Origin of the sequence: Paenibacillus hubeiensis, assembly GCF_032334105.1 — a bacterium.
GTDB lineage: Bacteria > Bacillota > Bacilli > Paenibacillales > Paenibacillaceae > Paenibacillus > Paenibacillus hubeiensis.
The window spans coordinates 72,845-91,125 of sequence record NZ_JAVYAE020000014.1; the positions used below are offsets into that span (position 1 = coordinate 72,845).

An 18,281-nucleotide genomic window follows, 5' to 3' on the forward strand; every position below is an offset into this window, starting at 1 on the left:
AGCCTTAAGCTTGAGCCTCTTTTCTATTATAACCGCGAGTCCGTTCCCTTTCCCACACCAACCATGTTGCCCGTCAACCGGGTGATCAGGGTATCGTACGGTTCCAATTTCACCGTCTGTGAGCCATGCTCGGTGTCCACGGTCGTTTGTTGAATCTGGTCGCTGTTGTTGATGACCACCAGGATGCTGCTGTCCGGATAGTAGGCGCATTCTGTGTAAACGTTATCCGTCATATATTTCGTCTCGGTGGGCTCATTGCCGGCATGGCGAATGATGTTGAAGAGCATGTTTGCGTTTTCCCAGCCGAATTCAAACGAAGACAGGTAGATCCCTTTACCTTTACCGAAAGCATGCGTGGACAGCGCGATTTTACCGTTCGTTTCATGGATGACCGACGCCGATCCGTCGGTAAGATAGATGTTGTTTTTCGGTGCGATATGAGCTCCTTCAGGAACCAAACCTTGCTCGTCGCCTACCTCGTACGTCCATCTTCCGTGAGCTACCCTGGCCCCCGTATCCTCATCCACACCGAGCACATGTGCCATCCGGAAAAAGGTATCGTACCCTTCCACCGCCGAAGGCTGGTTGATGCCGATCAACGTGCCGCCTCCATGCACCCATTTCGTCAGCAAATCGACTACCTTGTTGTCCTTCCAATGCTCTCCGCCGCTCCATGCCGAACCGGCCGTACCCGCATTGATCACGACATCGCAATGCTCCAGCGCACCCTGGCGGATATCCTCGAAATCGATGAACTGCACGTCCACCGGCAGTCCCGCCAATGCCTCATTGACGTGAATCAAATCATGCATGTACGTTTCATGGAAATGGCCGGACAACGTCCATGATCTCAGCTTGCCCCAGCTATGCAGTACGGCAACCTTCGTTTGGATCCGATAAGGTTTGCCTTGACGATGCAGCGCTTTGATTTCCCGGAATTCGTCGGCAATCTTCTCGATATAATCGCAAAAGTCCGGGTAAGGCTCCACCAGATGCAAATATCCGCCCAGTCCGATCCGGTCGATGGGTTCCCTGAGCAAGGCACGCCGGATTTGAATCCAATATTTTTTGGCGTCCAGCGTTGGATTGCCTCCCTCCTTGAAGGTCGGGAGCCCGCCCAGACCAACAGGGAACAAGTACGGATGCAGACGGATTTCATGCGTATCCACCTTGACGCCCGAACACATCCTTGCCTCGTACCCCGAGAACACGCATTTGATCATGCCGTCGAAGCCGAACTCCTCGAAACGATCGTTGTACGGCTCCATGCCGACCCAGCTGTCATCGTAGAAAACGTACGCCAGCTTGCCGTGTTTATGCACGATGTCGATCAATTGTTTGCTGAAGCCGATCACGAAATCGTTGATGAACGCCATCCAGTCCAGCTTGCGCCGTTCGGCCGGAATATGGCTGACGCGGTATTTGCCGCCGTTGACGAAATCCTCGGCCGTCATCGCATACCCGTATTGTTGGGCAAACAAATCCAGCGCCCTGGAGCTTACCGTATAATCGTACGAGCCCCAATCCGTAAACAAATGGCGGTTGCGCTCATTGCTGCCCCAAATCCAGACGAAATTATAGAACAGGGAGGTGAACCGCACAACCGTCGTTTCCGGATGCTGCACGCACCAATCCTCCATCCATTTCAGCAAATATGCCTGCGTTTCGGGATAGATCGGATCGATCTGCATTAAATGCTCTTTGTCCCAATCGTTCGTCGTGTGATTGTACATCGAAATTTCTTCCCAGATCCGGTATGCCATGAAACTGACCGTATATTTATGCCAAGGCACAATGCCGGTAAGAACGACGTTTCCGGATTCACGCTCGTAATTCCACTGTTCTCGCGGCACCTCCTGACCTGTCGTTCTGTCGTACACCTGCCAGTATTTGAAGGCTTCTTTGGAATCGTTCACCCTGAATTGCTCAACGAAAAAATCCTCCATGATATAAATCGATAAGTAATCCTGAACGGCTACCTTCGGATGCGTGATCAAGAAACATTGCTGCAGCTTATCCAAATGGCGGGAGGCCCATTCGTTATGATCCCTGATGATGCAGATCGTCGAATAAATGCCGTATCCGGCGTTGATGATTTCATCGGACAATTGCGTGCCGTCGCTGTCGCGAATGACATCGGCGCCCCAGCGTTCGGCCAATTCCAGCGTCAGCGCCTCGTAACCGGATTCTCCCGGCAGCGTAAAGGCCCCTTTGGTCGGCTTGGACATCGCGAACCCCTCCTATTTTCTCAGCATGTCGGACAAAAATGCGAGTGCCAGGCCCTGTCCCCAGCCCTGAATCCAGTCTTTCGGAATGTTGCGATAGCCTTCCCGGTCTTTCATTACGGCCGTTCCGCCCGATACGCCCAGTACGCGGCCGTCTTCGGTAATGTTGTTCAAAATGCCTTCCAGCGCCTTTTGCACGTACTTCGTATGCAATGGATTGCCGTTGTTGATCATCGCAGCCGCGATGCCGCAAGAAGCGGATACTTCTTCGTAGGATTCTTCGTCATCCAATACGGTGCGCCACAACCCGTTCTCCGTCTGAACCGTCTTCAGGGCGGCCAGCTGGTCCCGCAGCGAACACTCCACGTCCATGCATTGCGGATACAAATACCAGTCCTTCAGCAGCGGTTTGACTTGAGACATCGTGTAGGCGCCCCAAGCGTTCGCTCTTCCCCAGAAAAAGCCGGACATGTGGTCTTTGTTCACGTTGTTGTAGCCATGGTACCAGAAGCCGGTGCCCGGGTCCTGCAAATATTTGATGTGCCAGTAATATTGGTTCAAGGCATCCTGAATGATGTCCTGATCGTTCAATTTGCTGCCGACGCGAAGCAGGAAAAACGCCGCCATGAACAAGGTGTCCGCCCAAGCCTGTTCCGGAAAATCGTTGGCAACCGAAACGGTGTGCTGCAGCACGCTGTCTCCGAAACGGAGAGCATGGTTGCGGATGTAATCCACTTTGCTCAGCGCGATATTCCAATACTTTTCGTCACCGGTCTCTTCGTACAGCGTGATCAGCATGTGGCCCATCGCACACGTATTGACCGTCCAGCTCGGCAATCCCAGCTCGATGTATTCGTCCGTCCACTGGACAAGCTTGTCCAAATACTCCTGGTTCCCTGTCGTCTGGTAGGCTCTCGATACGCCGTAATACGCAACCCCGCATGGCCATTCCCACGTTAAATCCATCGCCAGCGTTTTTTTGGCGACGCTGTCGATGACACCCAGAATTTGCTCGCGATCATACTTCAATTGAATCATCGTGATTCCCCTCTCATGCGCACACGCCCTCAAATGGCGCTTGAGAGCTGTCCGTCCATATTTGTAAACGCTTTACTTCTTTCATTGTACGCAGTAAAATAGTCTCCATCTAAGCATATTCGCAACAAAACTGCGCAATTTCGACCATTTATCTTGATTTCACGGTTTCATCTGACATCACGTTCATTTGCACACGATTCACCCAAATCAACGTCATGGGAGCAGCCGAACATGCCCAAACCGAAAAAACCCGTCATCGAATATCGCCACTATAGCCTGCCCATCGACTTTCCGGTTCTGCTGTTAAGCGGGGAACGCTGGAAGATTTCCGATATCCGAAGCGAGCATCTCCACTTCCATAACCATCTCGAGATCGGCATCTGTTATTCGGATGGCGGCTTCATGGACATCAAAGGAGAATCTGTTCCCTTCCAAGCCGGCGATGTCACCTTCATTCCCAGATACCTTCCTCATACGACGTACAGCTCGCAGGGCATGGCCAGCCTCTGGTCGTATATCTTTTTTTCGCCGGAAGACCTCTTCCAGCACTCGTTGAAAAACGCCTACAGCGACTTCGAGCCGAATCTGTGGGCGGTGCAAGGAACGAACTGCATTTTGAGCAAGGAGCGGTATCCCAAAGTCCATGCGCTCGCCACCTCGGTCGTGGAGGAATTGAAGCAGCGGAATGCCCACTACCAGGAGAGCGCCTACGGTCTGTTGTTGTCCTTATACATTGAGCTCCTTCGCATCCATTCCAGCAGCAGCCCGTGGACTGAACACGAATCGGAGCCTCGCCCGAAGAGCGATTTGGTCATTACTCCAGCGCTCGAACACATCGCCAAAAACTACATGTCTCCCATAACCGTCGACGATCTGGCTGACCTCTGCCATTTGAGCACGACCCATTTCCGCAGAAAATTCCATGACATCATGGGCACGGCGCCGCTCGATTTCCTCAACAGCACCCGCATCGAAGAGGCCTGCAAACAGTTGAAAAGCTCGGACGCCTCCATTCTGTCGATCTCCGAGCAAGTCGGCTTTCGTTCCATCTCCAGCTTTAACCGCTGCTTCTCCAAGCTTATGGGCGAGTCGCCCAAACAATGGCGCAAAGGGGCCCAATCCGAAGCGCAATCCGCAAAAGCGGCCATTTTGGAATTCACGGGCTGGGTGTAAAATCATGGTACGAAACCCGAATATCCTTTACACTGGTTACAACACAACATCCTTGAAATGGAGGTCTGCACATGCAGCAGCAGCATGAGGCGCGAGTCGAGCTGTTCGTTTCCAATACCCAGGCCATCAAAAAAGAGTTCAAATGGCAGAACGCGATCCTTCATCGCTTGGCCGCCCTGTTATTTGCTTCCGAAAACAAAACCGCTGATTGCGAAGCCATCCGGCACAATCTGGAGCGAATCAAGGAAAGCACTCGCCTGTTCTCGGCATTCAGGGGTAATTCGTCGCTAACGCTAGCCGCGTTTCTCTCCCTTGCGCCGGATCAGGAAACCCGGCTCACCGATACGTTGTCGGTCTACGACCAGATGAAGGAAATCAAATTCAGAACGTCGGATTATTTGGTCATCGCAGCCCACCAGATTGCCGCACATGCGCCGAAGGAGCGGTTCGATGCCGTCATCCGGCGGGCCAAAACGTTCTACGACCGGATGAAAGCGGAGCATGCCTTCCTAACGGGACAGGACGATTACATTTTCGCGGCCATGCTTGCCCTTTCCGAGCTTGAGCCTGAAGCCTCCGTGATCCGCATGGAGGAGCTGTATGCCGAACTGCGGCGCGAGTTCCCGATCGGCAATGGCCTGCAGGCCCTGACCCAGGTATTGACGCTTGGCGAAGATTCGGCGCATGCCGGAACCCGGCTGCTCGAATTGAAAGACGCTTTCCGCCAGCGCAGCTTGCGGATGGATAAAGGAGATTTGCTGCCTACCTTAGGCGTGCTTTCTCTGCTGCCGGTTAAACAGGATACGCTGGTGGATGACGTAAGCCGGACCTTTGACGAGCTGCGCGCGCGGAAAGGGTTCGGCACCTGGTCGGTCACCAAGCAGGAACTGCTGCTGTTTTCGGCTGCCCTCGCGGCCGTCAACCATGTCGAAGACCTGCGCAGCGGCGTGCTTGCGACAAGCTTGTCGACCAGCATTACGACGATGCTTATCGCGCAGCAGGCCGCCATGGCTGCCGCAGCCGCCGGGGCTGCAGCTGCGGCAGCATCGTCCAGCAGCCACTGATGTGGAATCGGCAATGTTCAGGCCGTAACTCGGACAGCATATGAAACCAGAAATGCCCCGGGACGGCACCCGGGGCATTTCTGGTTATTTGTTGCTTTAGCTCAACGGGTTTGAATGACCTGGCTCCTGCACGATATTCGTACTGCGGAATTCCTCCACGAAGCCGTTCAGCCAATCCTCTCCATAGTCGAGTGCTCCCATGTCGCTCTCGATAAATGCCACATCGAGGCCCATAACCCAAAATCTGCGGGCAATGGCAAACAGGTCGACGGCTTGCTCATCTGCCGCAGAGAAATCGCGCACGGAGCGGTACCCTGCCATGAACGCCTGCCAGAGCGTCGGCTTGTCCTCCTCGGCTTGCCGCTTGCGAATTTTCACCTGGGCAAGGTCATACGCACGCCATCCCATCGCCGACCACTCGAAGTCGTAATGAACGTACTTGCCGCCCTGCTGAAACGCATTATTGTTGCCGTGCATGTCGCCATGGCACAGCCCCCAGTCCAATCCGCCGCCTTGGCTGGCCGCATGGACGATGCGTCCTTTCAAAGCTTCCGCAAACGCACGGAGAATGGCAGCCGCTGCATGCTGCTCCCCGATGTAGTTCACAATCCGTTCGAGCGGATCGTCGATCAGAAAACGCAGGTCCAGATCGTATCGCGGCAGTTCCACCTCCACCCGATCCATCGCTGCGTGCAGTTCGGCGGCGGACTGACCGAAAGCATGACAAGATGCCTCGTCCCGCAGCACGTTCTCCACCCCGTCCACATAGCGGAACAAGACGGCCACGCGAGGCCCTTCGGGGGCATGTACCACGGTATGCTGGCTCTCGTCTGTTTTGGTTATGGCTTCAGCCACATCGGCATACGGCGATGCCGCAAGCATGGATTGCAGGTTAGACAATACTGACAGCTCATATTGGACATCCGCCTCCGTCACTTCGGTACGGTATACGCGGAGGATATAAATTCCTTTCTCCGTCTGAACGCGATACGTATCGTTTAATCCGCGCAGCCAAAAAGTGCAGTTATCCCAGCACCCAACGCTGTACTGTCCACCCAGAACATGTTTCAGATACTTGGGGCTAAGCACGGATCGCATAGCCGTTGGTTCGTTATACACCATTTTGGAATTCTCCTTCCCACCGGCCAATGATGGCCTACCATAAAAATGACATTGATCTTTCCGGCCCGCTGAAAACGTATTGATCAATCCTTGATCAGCCTGGATTCATTTTTGCGGATCGGTCCGCAGCATCTCGTACTGCTCCGCAAACACCTCAAATCCCGCCGCCTTCAAAAAAACGTTCATGGAGCGGCAATCCTTGTCCACGTTCAGCACGCTGATCTTTGGCGCTTCCGCGATGTGGACCAGCCAATCCAGCAGGCTCGCGCCAATCCCCCGGCGCCGGTAATCCGGATGTACCGCCATTTGGGGAACGTCTCCCGACCGGGGATCGATGACCCCGTAACCAACGACCTTATCCCCATCCAACGCCGCTGCATAACGAAAAACTTCCGGAACGGCGTTAATGGAGTCAGACGCATTTTGCCAGGAAGGATCAAAATCAGCAAACGGCGCGAATCGCTCCGGATCAAACGGCTCCACCTCGCGGATCGCCCATGTCGCTCGTACGATATGCCGGCTTCGCTCCAAACGGTAACAACTCAACGTTCTGGTCGTGACAAAACCCTGCTTCGCATACAAATCAACCGCAGACGAGTTGGTGGTCAGCACCTCCAGCAAGTAACCGCCTATGGAATCGGCCTTCAACCTGGCGCTCACCCGCTTCAGCATCTCGTTGGTCAAGCCTTGCCTGCGGTATTCCGGCAGTACCCCGGTGCCTAAATCGTAGGCGGTCGTTTGCCCGTGCCAGTTCCGCAGCCCGTTTAACACGAACCCGACCAACGTTTCGCCAGCGAAGGCTCCCATCGATACATTTTCTTCGTATCCTCTTCTGCGAAGCATCTCGCCGAATTTGCCCAAGGGCATGTCCATGTTCACCTGATAATCGGCAAAAGCGTTTAGAAACGCCTCATGCAGAACCTCAATGCTTGTCCCTGCGAGAAAACGGTACGTAATCATGCTCCCACTCTCCTCTGGTTTCTTCCCATTGCGTCCCGCCTTATTCCATGCCCGTCATCCGTTTCATATGCAATATGGGGTAAGGGCGTCCCTCTCCATCGGTAGGCTCCTCGCCAACCACGGCAAATCCGTTTTTCTTGTAAAACGCGATCGCAGGACCATTGTCTTTGTTCACATCGACGCTCGTCACGCCGGATTCCCCGACTAAATGTCGCATGATCTGCGTTCCATACCCTCTGCCGGTGTACTCCGGATCCAGAAACAGCATCTCCAGATGATGTCCCTGTACGCCGGAAAACCCGATGCAAACATCGTTGTCCGCATACCATAGCCGTACATCAAGATGAGGGAGATATGCAGGGATTTCCCCGTGTATTTGCTGAAGGTCTTCCGCACGTACAAATGGATGCGTTGCCTGTACCGACTTGCTCCACAGCTCCATAATCAAATCGTAATCATGCGGCATCGCTTGTTTGTAATGCATCGTTCATTCTCCTTTTTGGGTGATATATAGATCAGCAAACGATCCTCATTTCTTTCTACCAATGTACAGCAAATGGGAGGACACGCCCAGTATCGACGGATCTTTGGCCGCTTCGACCAGCAGCTCCAGCAGCTCGGCGGATTCGCCCCGTTCCTCCCAATAATGCTGCTGCTCCCGGCTCAGCAGATGGCCGATGCTGGATGAGCCGATCAGCTCCAGCGTTTCGAAGCCATGGCTCTCCATAAACGGCCGAATCTCGTGCACGTCGAAATAATAGGCGCCGGTGAATCGCCCTTCATCGGCATGATCGAAAACGCCCGAGCTGCGGAATGCCCGGATGGACTCCATCCGTTCCAGCGGCTTCCAATGCTGCGGCTGCTGCAGCGCGTTCAGCGTCATGCGCATCGTGCTCTGGAACGCCGCAAATATGATGCCTCCTTTTTTGGTGACGCGGTACAACTCCTGCACGGCCCGGGCACGGTCATCTTCCTGTTGCAAATGGTACAGCGGCCCCATCATCAACGACGCACCAAAGCGCTCATCCGGCAGTCCTTCAAGGTTGACGGCATTGCGGACAAGGAAACCATCGAACCGTTCGCGGAGCCCCAGTTCGTCGGCCTTTGCTTCCGCGATCTCCACCAGCCGCGGCGTCAAGTCGCAGAGCGTCACTTGGCAGCCATGCCGGGCAAGCTCCATCGCATATTTTCCCGGCCCTGCGCCATTATCGAGAACGCGTCCCGACTCGGGCAAGAACTGCCTCATGTAATGCCAGTTGATGCGAAACTCCAGCGGCTCGCGCTCCAGCCTGCCCCACTCGTCAAATTGCGAATAATAATCGATAATATTGCTCATGCTCCCCTACCGCCTTTTTAGATTGTTGGAAAAACAAAAACCCGCCGCCTCTTAAAGAGGCGACAGGTTTCCCTTCGCGCTACCACTCTTCTTCGATTCGCCGTTCTCCTGAACCTTCGAGTCACCGTAAAGCAGCGAATCATCTCCATGCCGATGACGGCGGCAGCCGTTAAGACCTGCTCCTGCGGAGGTCAGCCTTACCGCTCCCGGGCGAGCTTCCGGAACCCCCCGACTGCCTCGCACCGATGCGGCAGCTCTCTGAACGGCATGTTTCCGTACTATTCCCGATCCAAGCGTTTTGCGATGTGAAATTTACGCAAGTATACAATTTCCATATTATGACTGTCAATCCCAACTTCTTTCAATAGATCCCTTTCGCATCCCGCGGTAAATTTCTTACATGCCCCAGGTACTTGCTCATATGGATATCATCCGCTTCGTTGTAGACGTAGCCCAAATGCCCGGCCACTTCTCTCGCAAGCAGCCTGAACAATGCGCATGCCGCAGAGACGGACCCCCACATCTTCTCATCGTCGCTGTTTGAATACGTCTGCTCGTACATCTGCCAATACGATGCCGGCAAATACGTTTTCGTGTATTTCCCCATTTTGCCGATGGAAACCTGGAAATCCTGTTTCGTACCCACCCACCAAGACACCATTTGATCCAAGCGTGGTCTGATGACGGTTTCGAACATTTGTTTCGCATAGGGCAATTCATCACGCCAGATGCCTTTGGCCACATTTTGCAGACACCACCAGAAATCATTGCAGCAGCCCAGATACAACGCCTCCGTAGGCTTCTTTACATGATAATCCTGATCCGTCGGAGCAGGAATGGCCGGCAGGCAGCCATCCTTGTCCAGCAGCGGGACGGTCAGCTTGTCGCTGCCGTATCGGTCAAGCATCGCTTCTTTCGTTTCGATGTGAAGGTCGATCCGGTTGCCGTCCGCAAACAACATCAAATATCCGTATGAACGTTGAACATCCAGGTCCATGCCGATCGACAGGTCGTTTTTGTCAGGCTCCTGCATCATGATACGGTCGCCGAATACGTCGACCCACGTGACATCCTGTATAAAAGAAGACGTTTCCGTGACGACGTACACGATGTCGTAATCCTGGAATATATCTTTCGGCACGTTCGCATTCGTACGCGATCCGTTCATGTACACGGCACGAATCCGTTCATCCTTTCGGGCAACGCCCAAAATCAAGTCAAACATCTCCTGTTCCGTTCTCACGAGATATCCCTCCTTTCGGAAATGGGGTGAGGCAGAAACGCCCCCGGCGCGTATTTATCCACATTCATTTACATTCACGATCTATGCGCTCATTTGCGCTTAGCATCTTACATATTTGCGTTTGAAGCCAAGCTGATTTTTGTCCACCGCTTTTTGAATGTTTTCGGAAGCATTCAGGAACTTGCTCTTGGGCTTGTCCTTTTGAACTTCGACCGGACCGATGGCTTTCGCCGTTTCCACAGCCTTCTCATGCAGCGGAACGTAGGAAACGGCCACGGTATATACGAAATTGTTCATCGCATACCGGGTTCGTTCGGGAGATTGATGGATCGTCTCCTGCACATTGGCCAGCATCCCGCTCAGCTTGCTTTCCGAAAATTCGCTGTCCGGGCGGTTGCCGAGCAGCCAGCAGTAACAACTCCAGCCTGCCGACATTTTCAGCTCTTCGCCGCTGGCAATCCATTTGTCCGCCACTTCCTGCGCAATATCCGTCTCGGACAGCGTCACGGCCACGATGTAATCGGAGATCATATAAAAATAAGCGTCCGCGATCCAGCGGTCGAAATCCGCCTCCGTCATCGCTTGGGGATCAGCAATGACGCCCGCAAAATACATTGCGTCATAGTTCCCTGTGGCGTATAACTGCTCGGCTAATGCCTGGTCCTTTTTGATTTTGCGGGCAATCGGTTTCATCGCTCCCGTAGCTACGCCAAAAAGCGGTTCGTGCGCACCGTTCGACATATATATTTTTTTCGTGCGTTCCTTTCCCAGCGCCTCAAGCTCCTGCATCACTTCTTCCAAATTCATGCGGCCACGCTCCTTGATTGATATAGTTAAAAAACGAATCAAGCAGCCGCACTTCCCTGTTTCCACATGCAGCTGCTTGGTCCAGACCTTGTATGCTCTTCTTTTCACCATTCTATTCGATACTTTTCAACGATTCAATCATATTGATCTTCGTCACTTTTACCCTGAGCAACAAGCTGCATAACGCGGTTAACAAAAAGGCAAAGAGGGCGGAAACCAGTATGACGGAAGGGCTCAACTGATCCGGAATTTGTTGATGGGTGCTCGACAGCGCCTTTACCACGATGGCATAAAAATAAATGCCCACAGGCATGGCGGCAATGACCGCAAAGGCGGTTAATATCCCGTTTTCCGCAAAGATAAGCCTGTTTATTTTATGTTTGGGGTAACCCAATACCTTCAGCGTGGCAAGCTCGCGTTTCCGCTCGTAAATGTTGATGGAAGATATCGTGTATACGGCGCCGAAGGAGAGCAGAACGGCACTGATGATAAACATGATGAACATAAAGCGGTTTTGTTTGATGATATATTCCGCCGATGCCTTTAAGTCCGTCTTGTCCGCAATGCTCTCCACCTGCTGATTCTGTTCAAAGAAGCTGCGGATGCCGGCAAGATTCGAAACATGATCGCTTTGAACCAAAAGCGAGGTCGGGCTGTAGCTGATGATTAAACTGTCCAAATACGCTGGCGTGACGTAAAAGGCCGGGTTGTTATATTGGTCTGAAATCTTTAGAACCTGCATATCCACGGTCTGGTTCCGATACTTCGGTTCTGTGAGCTTGAGCTGGATGGTGTCTCCTTCTGTAATGTTATAACGATCTGCATAGGATTTAGGCACAAGCGCCCCGTGATCCTCCAGAAAAATTTCATTGCCGTGTTCATCATAGAAATGAATGAGAGAGTTCTCTTTCTCCGTTGCCATCAACGTGGCATTTTCCTTCTCATTCCCTTTTACCAATTCAACAGGCAGGGCGGACAAAAAATAATGGTGTTTGATGCCGGAGGGCAGCTGCACCGTATCCGCAGACGAATCCGCCTTATAATCGACCTTGAAGTCATAGGTGTGTACCTTTTCAATTTGGTCGGCTATTTTTTGCAAGGCAGCCTGCGTCCCTAATGCAGTGATTAACAGCACGGTGCTTGCAACGATGCCGATGGAGCTGGCCAGCGCTTTTCGTTTATTTAAAAACAAATTTCTCAAAATGAGCTTATGGCTGTAGGACGTCCGGAGCCACAACCCCGGAAAACGTTCGATAAACAGCTTTTTCATCGTTCTTGGCGGTTTGGGACGCATCGCTTGGGCTGCACGCTCTCTCAGGATGCTTCTACCGCTGAAGTACACGGACAGGAGCCCGAACAAAGCGGAGATCAGCATGGGCGGTATAAGCGAGAAGAATGAAAGTGAATAGGAGATGCCAGGCAATGCATAAGACCTTGCACTGGACGCCGTTACCAATGGAATGAACACCGCAGCGGCGATGACACACCCCATGACCGAACCTGCAATGCTTATGAGCACGGGGTATCCCATGTAGTGAAGCATGATGTTTCTGTCCTTGACCCCCAAGGCTTTCATAATCCCGATTTGATGCCGCTGCGAATCGATCGTCCTGGACATCGTAAGAAACAGAATGATGGCTGAGATCAAAAAGAGGACTAAAGGGATCACCTTGCTCATCATGCCATTGTTGTAAATCGTTTGATGAATCTGAGCGTAACCGAATGATCGCTCTTTGCTTAATTGGTCCAAGTAGGAAAGATTTTGGGATTGTCCTTCGATGACCTGGCCCAACTGATCCACGTCATAGCCTTCGCTGGCATCAACGAGCAATTCGTTATAATACAGGCGGCCTGTACCCGAAGCCTCGGCGATCGCTTCTTCTGGAATATAAGCAAATCCGTAGGCGGTATGGTCTTGCGTCGCATTTTTTTTCACATATTCCACATTTTCGACCAAACCGCTGATCGTAAACGCAAGCTCTCTTTCGTTCGCCACCAAATGAATCGTCTCGCCGACCTGATAATGATGCGCTTGGGCATAGTGGGCATCCACGATGATCTCGTTTTTCTGTTGGGGGATGCGCCCCTCGATGATCTTAGGGGTATTGATCCGGTTGTCCGCGGGAATCGAATGGATCTTCAACGAAGTTTTATCCCCTTCGACATGCTGCGTTGCGTCCATAGTGTACCGTGCTTCGATACGCTCGATGCCTTCCACTCGGCTTAACCGAGCGGCGTCTTCTTGGGAAATATGATCGTAAACCACGTTCAAATCACTTCGATTATGCTGCGTGAAATAAGCTTCGATATACGCACGCTGCTCTGTGCTATAGCTGTTTAACCCCGCATAGAAAAACGCCCCCACCGCGACCACCAACGCCAAAGCTGTACATTGAACGAATGATTGTTTAACGTCCCTGAGCAGCTTCACGGCTAATTTCGTCATCATCATCACCATTCGATGCTTTCAACGCTTTGTTTATTGCCGTTTATCGTTACGCTTTCGATTTTCCCGCTCTTGACCCGGATGATTTTGTCCGCCATCGGAGCGATTGCTGAATTATGAGTGACCAGAACGACGCATTTTTTCATATTCCTGTTCACGTCTTGAAGAAGCTTGAGGACCGATTTGCCTGTTACGTAATCCAGGGCGCCGGTTGGTTCGTCGCAGAGCAGGAGCAGCGGATTTTTCGCAACAGCTCTGGCGATCGCGACGCGCTGCTGTTCTCCTCCGGAGAGCTGGGAGGGAAAGTTATTCATGCGATGCTTCAATCCGACTTGTTGTAAAAGATCGGCGGCATTCAGCCCGTTGCTGCCTACTTCAGTGGCAAACTCAACATTTTCCAGCGCATTCAGGTTCGGGATCAAGTTGTAGAACTGAAATACAAAGCCGACTTTTTGGCCCCGATAGGCCGTTAATGCTCTCTCGCTGGATTGGGTGAGATCCTGATCGCCAACGATCACATGACCCGAGGTAGCCGTATCCATGCCGCCGAGTATATTCAGAATCGTGCTTTTACCGGCACCGCTTGCGCCCAAAATAATGACGAACTCTCCCTCCTCGATGGAAAATTCCGCCCCGTCCAGAGCTCTGATCTGCACTTCCCCGATGTGGTATTCCTTGCTCACCTTCTTGAATTCGATGAACGTTTTCACTGCATCCCTCTCCTCGCATTGAATTTTCTGTCGGCCTCGATGTGCTTTATCTCCATGTTACACTCTATGGTAAATGAGGCACCCGGCAAGGGATGTATTCCTCCATCAGCCCCAAGAAGGATTTCGTTTGAAACCCCACTTATCAATCACACTAGGGCACTGCGAGTACAGCACCATCTTCCGATCGCTGCGCTTCTTCAGATTGGTCCTGCCTCTCCGTTAACGTGTGAACATATGGCAGTTTATGTAGGACGCAAAAAGACCGCCATCCACCAAGGGATTGCGGGCATTCATCTTCATGAAGCATTAGACGTATTTTATAGCTCTATGGTAAAATAGATCTGGAATATCCATTTCAAAACGAGGTATAAAAAAATGATCATCTCACATAATCTAGCAGCTTCAAATACGCTAAGAAGATTGCAGGAAAGCTCGAAGGCCGGTTCGAGTCGAATGGAGAAATTATCCTCGGGATTGCGGATCAATAAAGCGGCCGACGACGCGGCAGGATTGGCGATATCCGAAAAGATGCGGGCACAGATCAGAGGCTTGGACCAAGCGTCCAGAAACATTCAGGACGGTACTTCACTCATCCAGACTGCCGAGGGGGGTCTCGATGAAATCACCAGCATTTTGCAGAGGCAGAGAGAACTGATCATACAGGGCTTAAACGATACATACACCGATCAGGATCGGCAAATGATTGACCAGGAATTACGTGAGCTTACGAATGAAATCGACAGCATTTCGACAAAGACAGAGTTTAATACCATCAACTTATTGGCGAGAGACGATTATGAAATACTTGCCGATCGTTCCAATAGCAATACCGTCCATACCGTCAGCGATCCGCCTCCAACAACAACAATACAGAAGTCCGTAGTATACAAACGACCGGGGGAGGCCGAAGAACCAAGGCATCTGGTAAGCAGCACGCAGACATCCGCAACAAGCAGCACACATTCCAATACCAGTACCATTACGCCGATCGTTTCACCGGATTCAAGACAGGGGTATAACGAATATACGGTCGACACCAACACAACCACTGTCACAGATACAACAACAACGATCCATGAAAGCCTGATGCTGTCCAATGACCCTAAATATTCGGAACCCAGTTATTGGCATTCCGTTGGCACGAACCAAACCAGCTTCGGTCCGGAAGGCTTTGCCGATGTATATGGTTCATTATTCGAAAACGTTGAAGTCAACGGCAGCACAAGAGCCCTGGAATATACCTCACGCAGTAACCCCGGAACTGTTCCGGCTTGGGACTATATGTCGTTTCCCGGGACCAATCTGTCCATAACGAGATTCCGAACCGTTTTGCCCGATAACTCCATGGAAATTAAATATGTCATTAATAATGGCGATTCATCGGACTCCAGCTTTAAACTGAGCAACCTCATGAATCCGCCTGTGGATTCTGTTGTCTATGATGCAAATGGAAATCCATTTCTGGCCGGTACGAGTGTGATCACTCCCCCATCCGGTAACACGTTTACTATGACGGGAACGGATGCCAACGCATCCATCACGTTTGACGATTCGCTTGGTTTTACCTCCCCGACGGGGCTGACGGTAAATAATCCGGCAGGTGGAGAGCCTCAGGTTCATTTTGACTGGGATCTGACGATCCCTGGCGGTTCAAGCATCACTTTGGGTTTCTCATACGGACCTTTTTCCTTAAACATGGATGTGTTCGAATTCACCCGTGAAACGGAAGTAACCCAACATATCGAAACAACCGTAGTTACGGATATTACGGATATCGATTATATACCGCCCAAGCTCGACATCCAAACGGGAGCCAACGAAGGCCAATCCGTATACATCCCTCTCTTCAATGTAGATGCCGAAGGCTTGGGGCTCACCGATATTGGACTGTTACCACCGGCAGATCCCAATCAGTCTTTGGTCCGAACCGACCGCGCATTGGAGAAAGTGACGAGTTATCGCGGCCTATACGGGGCTCTACAGAACCGAATGGAACATGCGTTAAACAATACGAACAATTCCACCATCCATTTAACCTCGGCGGAGTCACGTATTCGTGATGCCGATATGAGCAAAGAATTGTTGGGTATGACCAAATCCAATATTTTAACTCAAGCCGCCCAAGCGATGTTGGCGCAAGCCAATCAGAATCCCCAAACCATGCTGCAGTTATTAAAATAACGGAACATCTACGCACAAATGCCCCGTCCACATTGTTGGAAGGGGCATTTGTCTATTCCATTAACTTAAAAGCGTCTCCGAAGCAAGCGTAAACCCTTCGATCGCGACGTCTTCGTCGACTTCGATCATGATGCAGCGTTTTCCTTGAAAGTTCACCTGTTTCACATATCTTAAATCCTGCGGGCTCACCGAGATCGTAGCAACCTTCGTTTCGATTTTAATGGATTTGGACGTAAACTTAGGCATGACGCTGGTCGCTTTCATTTCGTAGTTTCTGTCGTCCACGATCGTTTCGAAGGCACGCTCCACCTTTTCGCTCGTCACGTCTTCTACGCCGCTTGCGGTCAGTACGCGCTCCACGTCTTTAAAATCCAGCTTCGCAGGTTCTTCCTCATGCGCCTCTTCGTTGCTTTCGATGACCCGGTTGATCTCCTCGTACACCTGTGCAATGGTCGCTGCGTCGAGCTCTTCGCCGGCTACTTCCTTCACGATATCTTCGAAGATCGCCCGTTCTTCAAGGGCCGTCACGGACCTTTCTCCGTTCAACACCTGTTCGACAAAGTGCGGGTCCGGGAAATTCGATTTGCCCGTACAATACAAAATGCGATTCACGTCGGAATAGTTGTCCGTCACGCTAGGATACAGGAACCCCTGCTCCGGCGTGCTCAGCTTGATAATCGGATCCACGATGACATTATATCTGAACTCTCGCTCCACGTAATCGAACAAGAGCGTCTTCTTTTGTTTTTCCGTCGAATTCACGCTGGACAGAATGAATGGATGGGCAAAAACCTCGTTCTTTTCGCTCTCTTCTGTTGCCTCGTTTCTGGCCTTGGTCGGCAAATAGTACTGTCCCTTCACAAACGTGACCACCATATCCCGCTCATACTTGGCATCCGCCAGCATTCTCTCCACGAGCATCAGCATCAAGTCCTGCCATTCCTCGGGATCGCCTGTCACGAGTGCCTGGTGGAGCAATACTTGCGCCGGTTCTTCCGCATCTTCCTGAAACTTCAACTCGAACAACTTCTGATCCAGTTCGCCGGTCAGCAGTTTTTTGAAATTGCCCATGTACAGCTCTTGCTTCTCCCGATCTACCAGCTCGAACGGCAGGCGCTCCCAGTGATAGATTTCATTGGTTTCCTTCGTAATATAGACATTGAGAATATCGTAAATATTCAGTAAATCGTGATCCAGCTTAAATTGCTTGCGAATATGCGCGATTTCTTTTTTGTTCATATGAGGTTTGGCAGCTCCTTAGAAATATTCTTGCTTATCGTATAAGTTGAACGAATGATTTTTACACGGAGCCACTACGTGGTCAGAACCATCTTCCGATCGCTGTTATCCCCAGATTTTTTTGATCCCCTTTGTTCAAGGGGAAAATCTGGTGATAAATGCGAACGCTTCGCTTCTCCAGATTCTTTCTGCCCTCTTCGTTATCGTGTAAATGTCTGGTCCAACTCATATAGTATAAATTATTGAGCGAAAATTTGTTAACGATCTTGCGGCTTGACATCGCTGCTTCCCGGCTCTCCATTCTCCTGCTTTTGGTCCTCCAGCAAAACGATCTGCTCGCCCCGCTGCTGCCGGATATGGATGTTTTCCCTGCCCCAGGAACACATCACTTCGACGATCTGATTGGCGGTCACGCCGTATTCCGTGAGACGATATTCGACTTTGGGCGGCATCTGTTGGTACACGTAGCGCTGGACGATGCCGTCCTGTTCAAGCTCGCGCAGCTGCTGGATCAATACCTTTTGCGAAATGCCCGGAATGCCCCGCTGCAGTTCGCTCGTTCTTTTGACGCCGGACATCAGCAAACAGATGATCAGCGCCTTCCACTTTCCCCCGATGATTTCCAGCGTGGCCTCGATGCCTAAATGATATTGCTTCATGCACGGACACCTCGTTCATTCTGGTCTTAACCGCATGGGCCTGATCCTCTATTGTTGCATATTTGACCACCCTAGTCG

At 51.6% G+C, this 18,281-nt stretch carries 15 protein-coding genes and 1 other annotated feature; of the genes, 3 read left to right on the plus strand and 12 right to left on the minus strand.

Going from position 1 to position 18,281, the window contains the following annotated elements; translation table 11 throughout:
• Positions 1-26: 26 nt before the first annotated feature.
• A complete protein-coding gene (gene gnpA / locus RSX24_RS25860; protein WP_343262177.1) occupies positions 27-2,228 on the minus strand; it encodes a 1,3-beta-galactosyl-N-acetylhexosamine phosphorylase in 2,202 nt (733 codons plus the stop codon).
• A 12-nt stretch (positions 2,229-2,240) separates the two neighbouring features.
• Positions 2,241-3,263 carry a glycoside hydrolase family 88/105 protein gene (locus RSX24_RS25865; RefSeq protein WP_236420664.1) on the minus strand — a complete coding sequence of 341 codons (1,023 nt, stop codon included), beginning with the start codon at positions 3,261-3,263 and terminating at the stop codon, positions 2,241-2,243.
• A gap of 231 nt (positions 3,264-3,494) precedes the next feature.
• On the opposite strand from RSX24_RS25865, the gene RSX24_RS25870 reads away from it, so the two are divergent.
• Together RSX24_RS25870 and RSX24_RS25875 are read left to right on the plus strand one after the other, a co-directional pair.
• The gene (locus RSX24_RS25870) at positions 3,495-4,436 is read left to right on the plus strand and encodes an AraC family transcriptional regulator (protein ID WP_343262178.1); all 942 of its coding nucleotides are present in this window, start codon (positions 3,495-3,497) and stop codon (positions 4,434-4,436) included.
• 71 nt (positions 4,437-4,507) lie between these two features.
• Complete coding sequence (locus RSX24_RS25875) at positions 4,508-5,500, plus strand: DUF4003 family protein (RefSeq protein WP_343262179.1); 993 nt, start codon at positions 4,508-4,510, stop codon at positions 5,498-5,500.
• Between the two features lie 96 nt (positions 5,501-5,596).
• On the opposite strand, the gene RSX24_RS25880 is transcribed toward RSX24_RS25875, so the two are convergent.
• The 8 genes from RSX24_RS25880 to RSX24_RS25915 all read right to left on the minus strand — a co-directional run bounded on the left by RSX24_RS25880 (position 5,597) and on the right by RSX24_RS25915 (position 14,124).
• Positions 5,597-6,622 carry a phosphotransferase enzyme family protein gene (locus RSX24_RS25880; RefSeq protein WP_343262180.1) on the minus strand — a complete coding sequence of 342 codons (1,026 nt, stop codon included), beginning with the start codon at positions 6,620-6,622 and terminating at the stop codon, positions 5,597-5,599.
• 105 nt (positions 6,623-6,727) lie between these two features.
• Positions 6,728-7,582 carry a GNAT family N-acetyltransferase gene (locus RSX24_RS25885; protein ID WP_343262181.1) on the minus strand — a complete coding sequence of 285 codons (855 nt, stop codon included), beginning with the start codon at positions 7,580-7,582 and terminating at the stop codon, positions 6,728-6,730.
• 40 nt (positions 7,583-7,622) lie between these two features.
• On the minus strand, positions 7,623-8,066 hold the full coding sequence (locus tag RSX24_RS25890) for a GNAT family N-acetyltransferase (RefSeq protein ID WP_343262182.1): 444 nt from the start codon (positions 8,064-8,066) through the stop codon (positions 7,623-7,625).
• A 45-nt stretch (positions 8,067-8,111) separates the two neighbouring features.
• Complete coding sequence (locus RSX24_RS25895) at positions 8,112-8,918, minus strand: class I SAM-dependent methyltransferase (RefSeq protein WP_343262183.1); 807 nt, start codon at positions 8,916-8,918, stop codon at positions 8,112-8,114.
• 52 nt (positions 8,919-8,970) lie between these two features.
• Positions 8,971-9,219, minus strand: a binding site (T-box leader).
• A gap of 60 nt (positions 9,220-9,279) precedes the next feature.
• Positions 9,280-10,161 carry an aminoglycoside 6-adenylyltransferase gene (locus tag RSX24_RS25900; protein WP_343262184.1) on the minus strand — a complete coding sequence of 294 codons (882 nt, stop codon included), beginning with the start codon at positions 10,159-10,161 and terminating at the stop codon, positions 9,280-9,282.
• Positions 10,162-10,260: 99 nt separating this feature from the next.
• Positions 10,261-10,968 (minus strand): DNA alkylation repair protein, encoded by a 708-nt coding sequence (locus RSX24_RS25905; protein ID WP_339276108.1) that lies wholly within the window; start codon positions 10,966-10,968, stop codon positions 10,261-10,263.
• Positions 10,969-11,080: 112 nt separating this feature from the next.
• The gene (locus RSX24_RS25910) at positions 11,081-13,414 is read right to left on the minus strand and encodes an ABC transporter permease (RefSeq protein ID WP_343262185.1); all 2,334 of its coding nucleotides are present in this window, start codon (positions 13,412-13,414) and stop codon (positions 11,081-11,083) included.
• 5 nt (positions 13,415-13,419) lie between these two features.
• Positions 13,420-14,124, minus strand: coding sequence for an ABC transporter ATP-binding protein (locus tag RSX24_RS25915; RefSeq protein ID WP_236420656.1), 705 nt, complete (start codon positions 14,122-14,124; stop codon positions 13,420-13,422).
• A 375-nt stretch (positions 14,125-14,499) separates the two neighbouring features.
• Here RSX24_RS25915 and RSX24_RS25920 point away from each other — a divergent pair, with 375 nt between their 5' ends.
• On the plus strand, positions 14,500-16,305 hold the full coding sequence (locus RSX24_RS25920; RefSeq protein ID WP_343262186.1) for a flagellin N-terminal helical domain-containing protein: 1,806 nt from the start codon (positions 14,500-14,502) through the stop codon (positions 16,303-16,305).
• 60 nt (positions 16,306-16,365) lie between these two features.
• On the opposite strand, the gene RSX24_RS25925 is transcribed toward RSX24_RS25920, so the two are convergent.
• Both RSX24_RS25925 and RSX24_RS25930 read right to left on the minus strand, forming a co-directional pair.
• Positions 16,366-17,544 carry a DUF4317 domain-containing protein gene (locus tag RSX24_RS25925; RefSeq protein ID WP_236420654.1) on the minus strand — a complete coding sequence of 393 codons (1,179 nt, stop codon included), beginning with the start codon at positions 17,542-17,544 and terminating at the stop codon, positions 16,366-16,368.
• 257 nt (positions 17,545-17,801) lie between these two features.
• The gene (locus RSX24_RS25930) at positions 17,802-18,203 is read right to left on the minus strand and encodes a winged helix-turn-helix transcriptional regulator (RefSeq protein ID WP_343262187.1); all 402 of its coding nucleotides are present in this window, start codon (positions 18,201-18,203) and stop codon (positions 17,802-17,804) included.
• Positions 18,204-18,281: the final 78 nt, after the last annotated feature.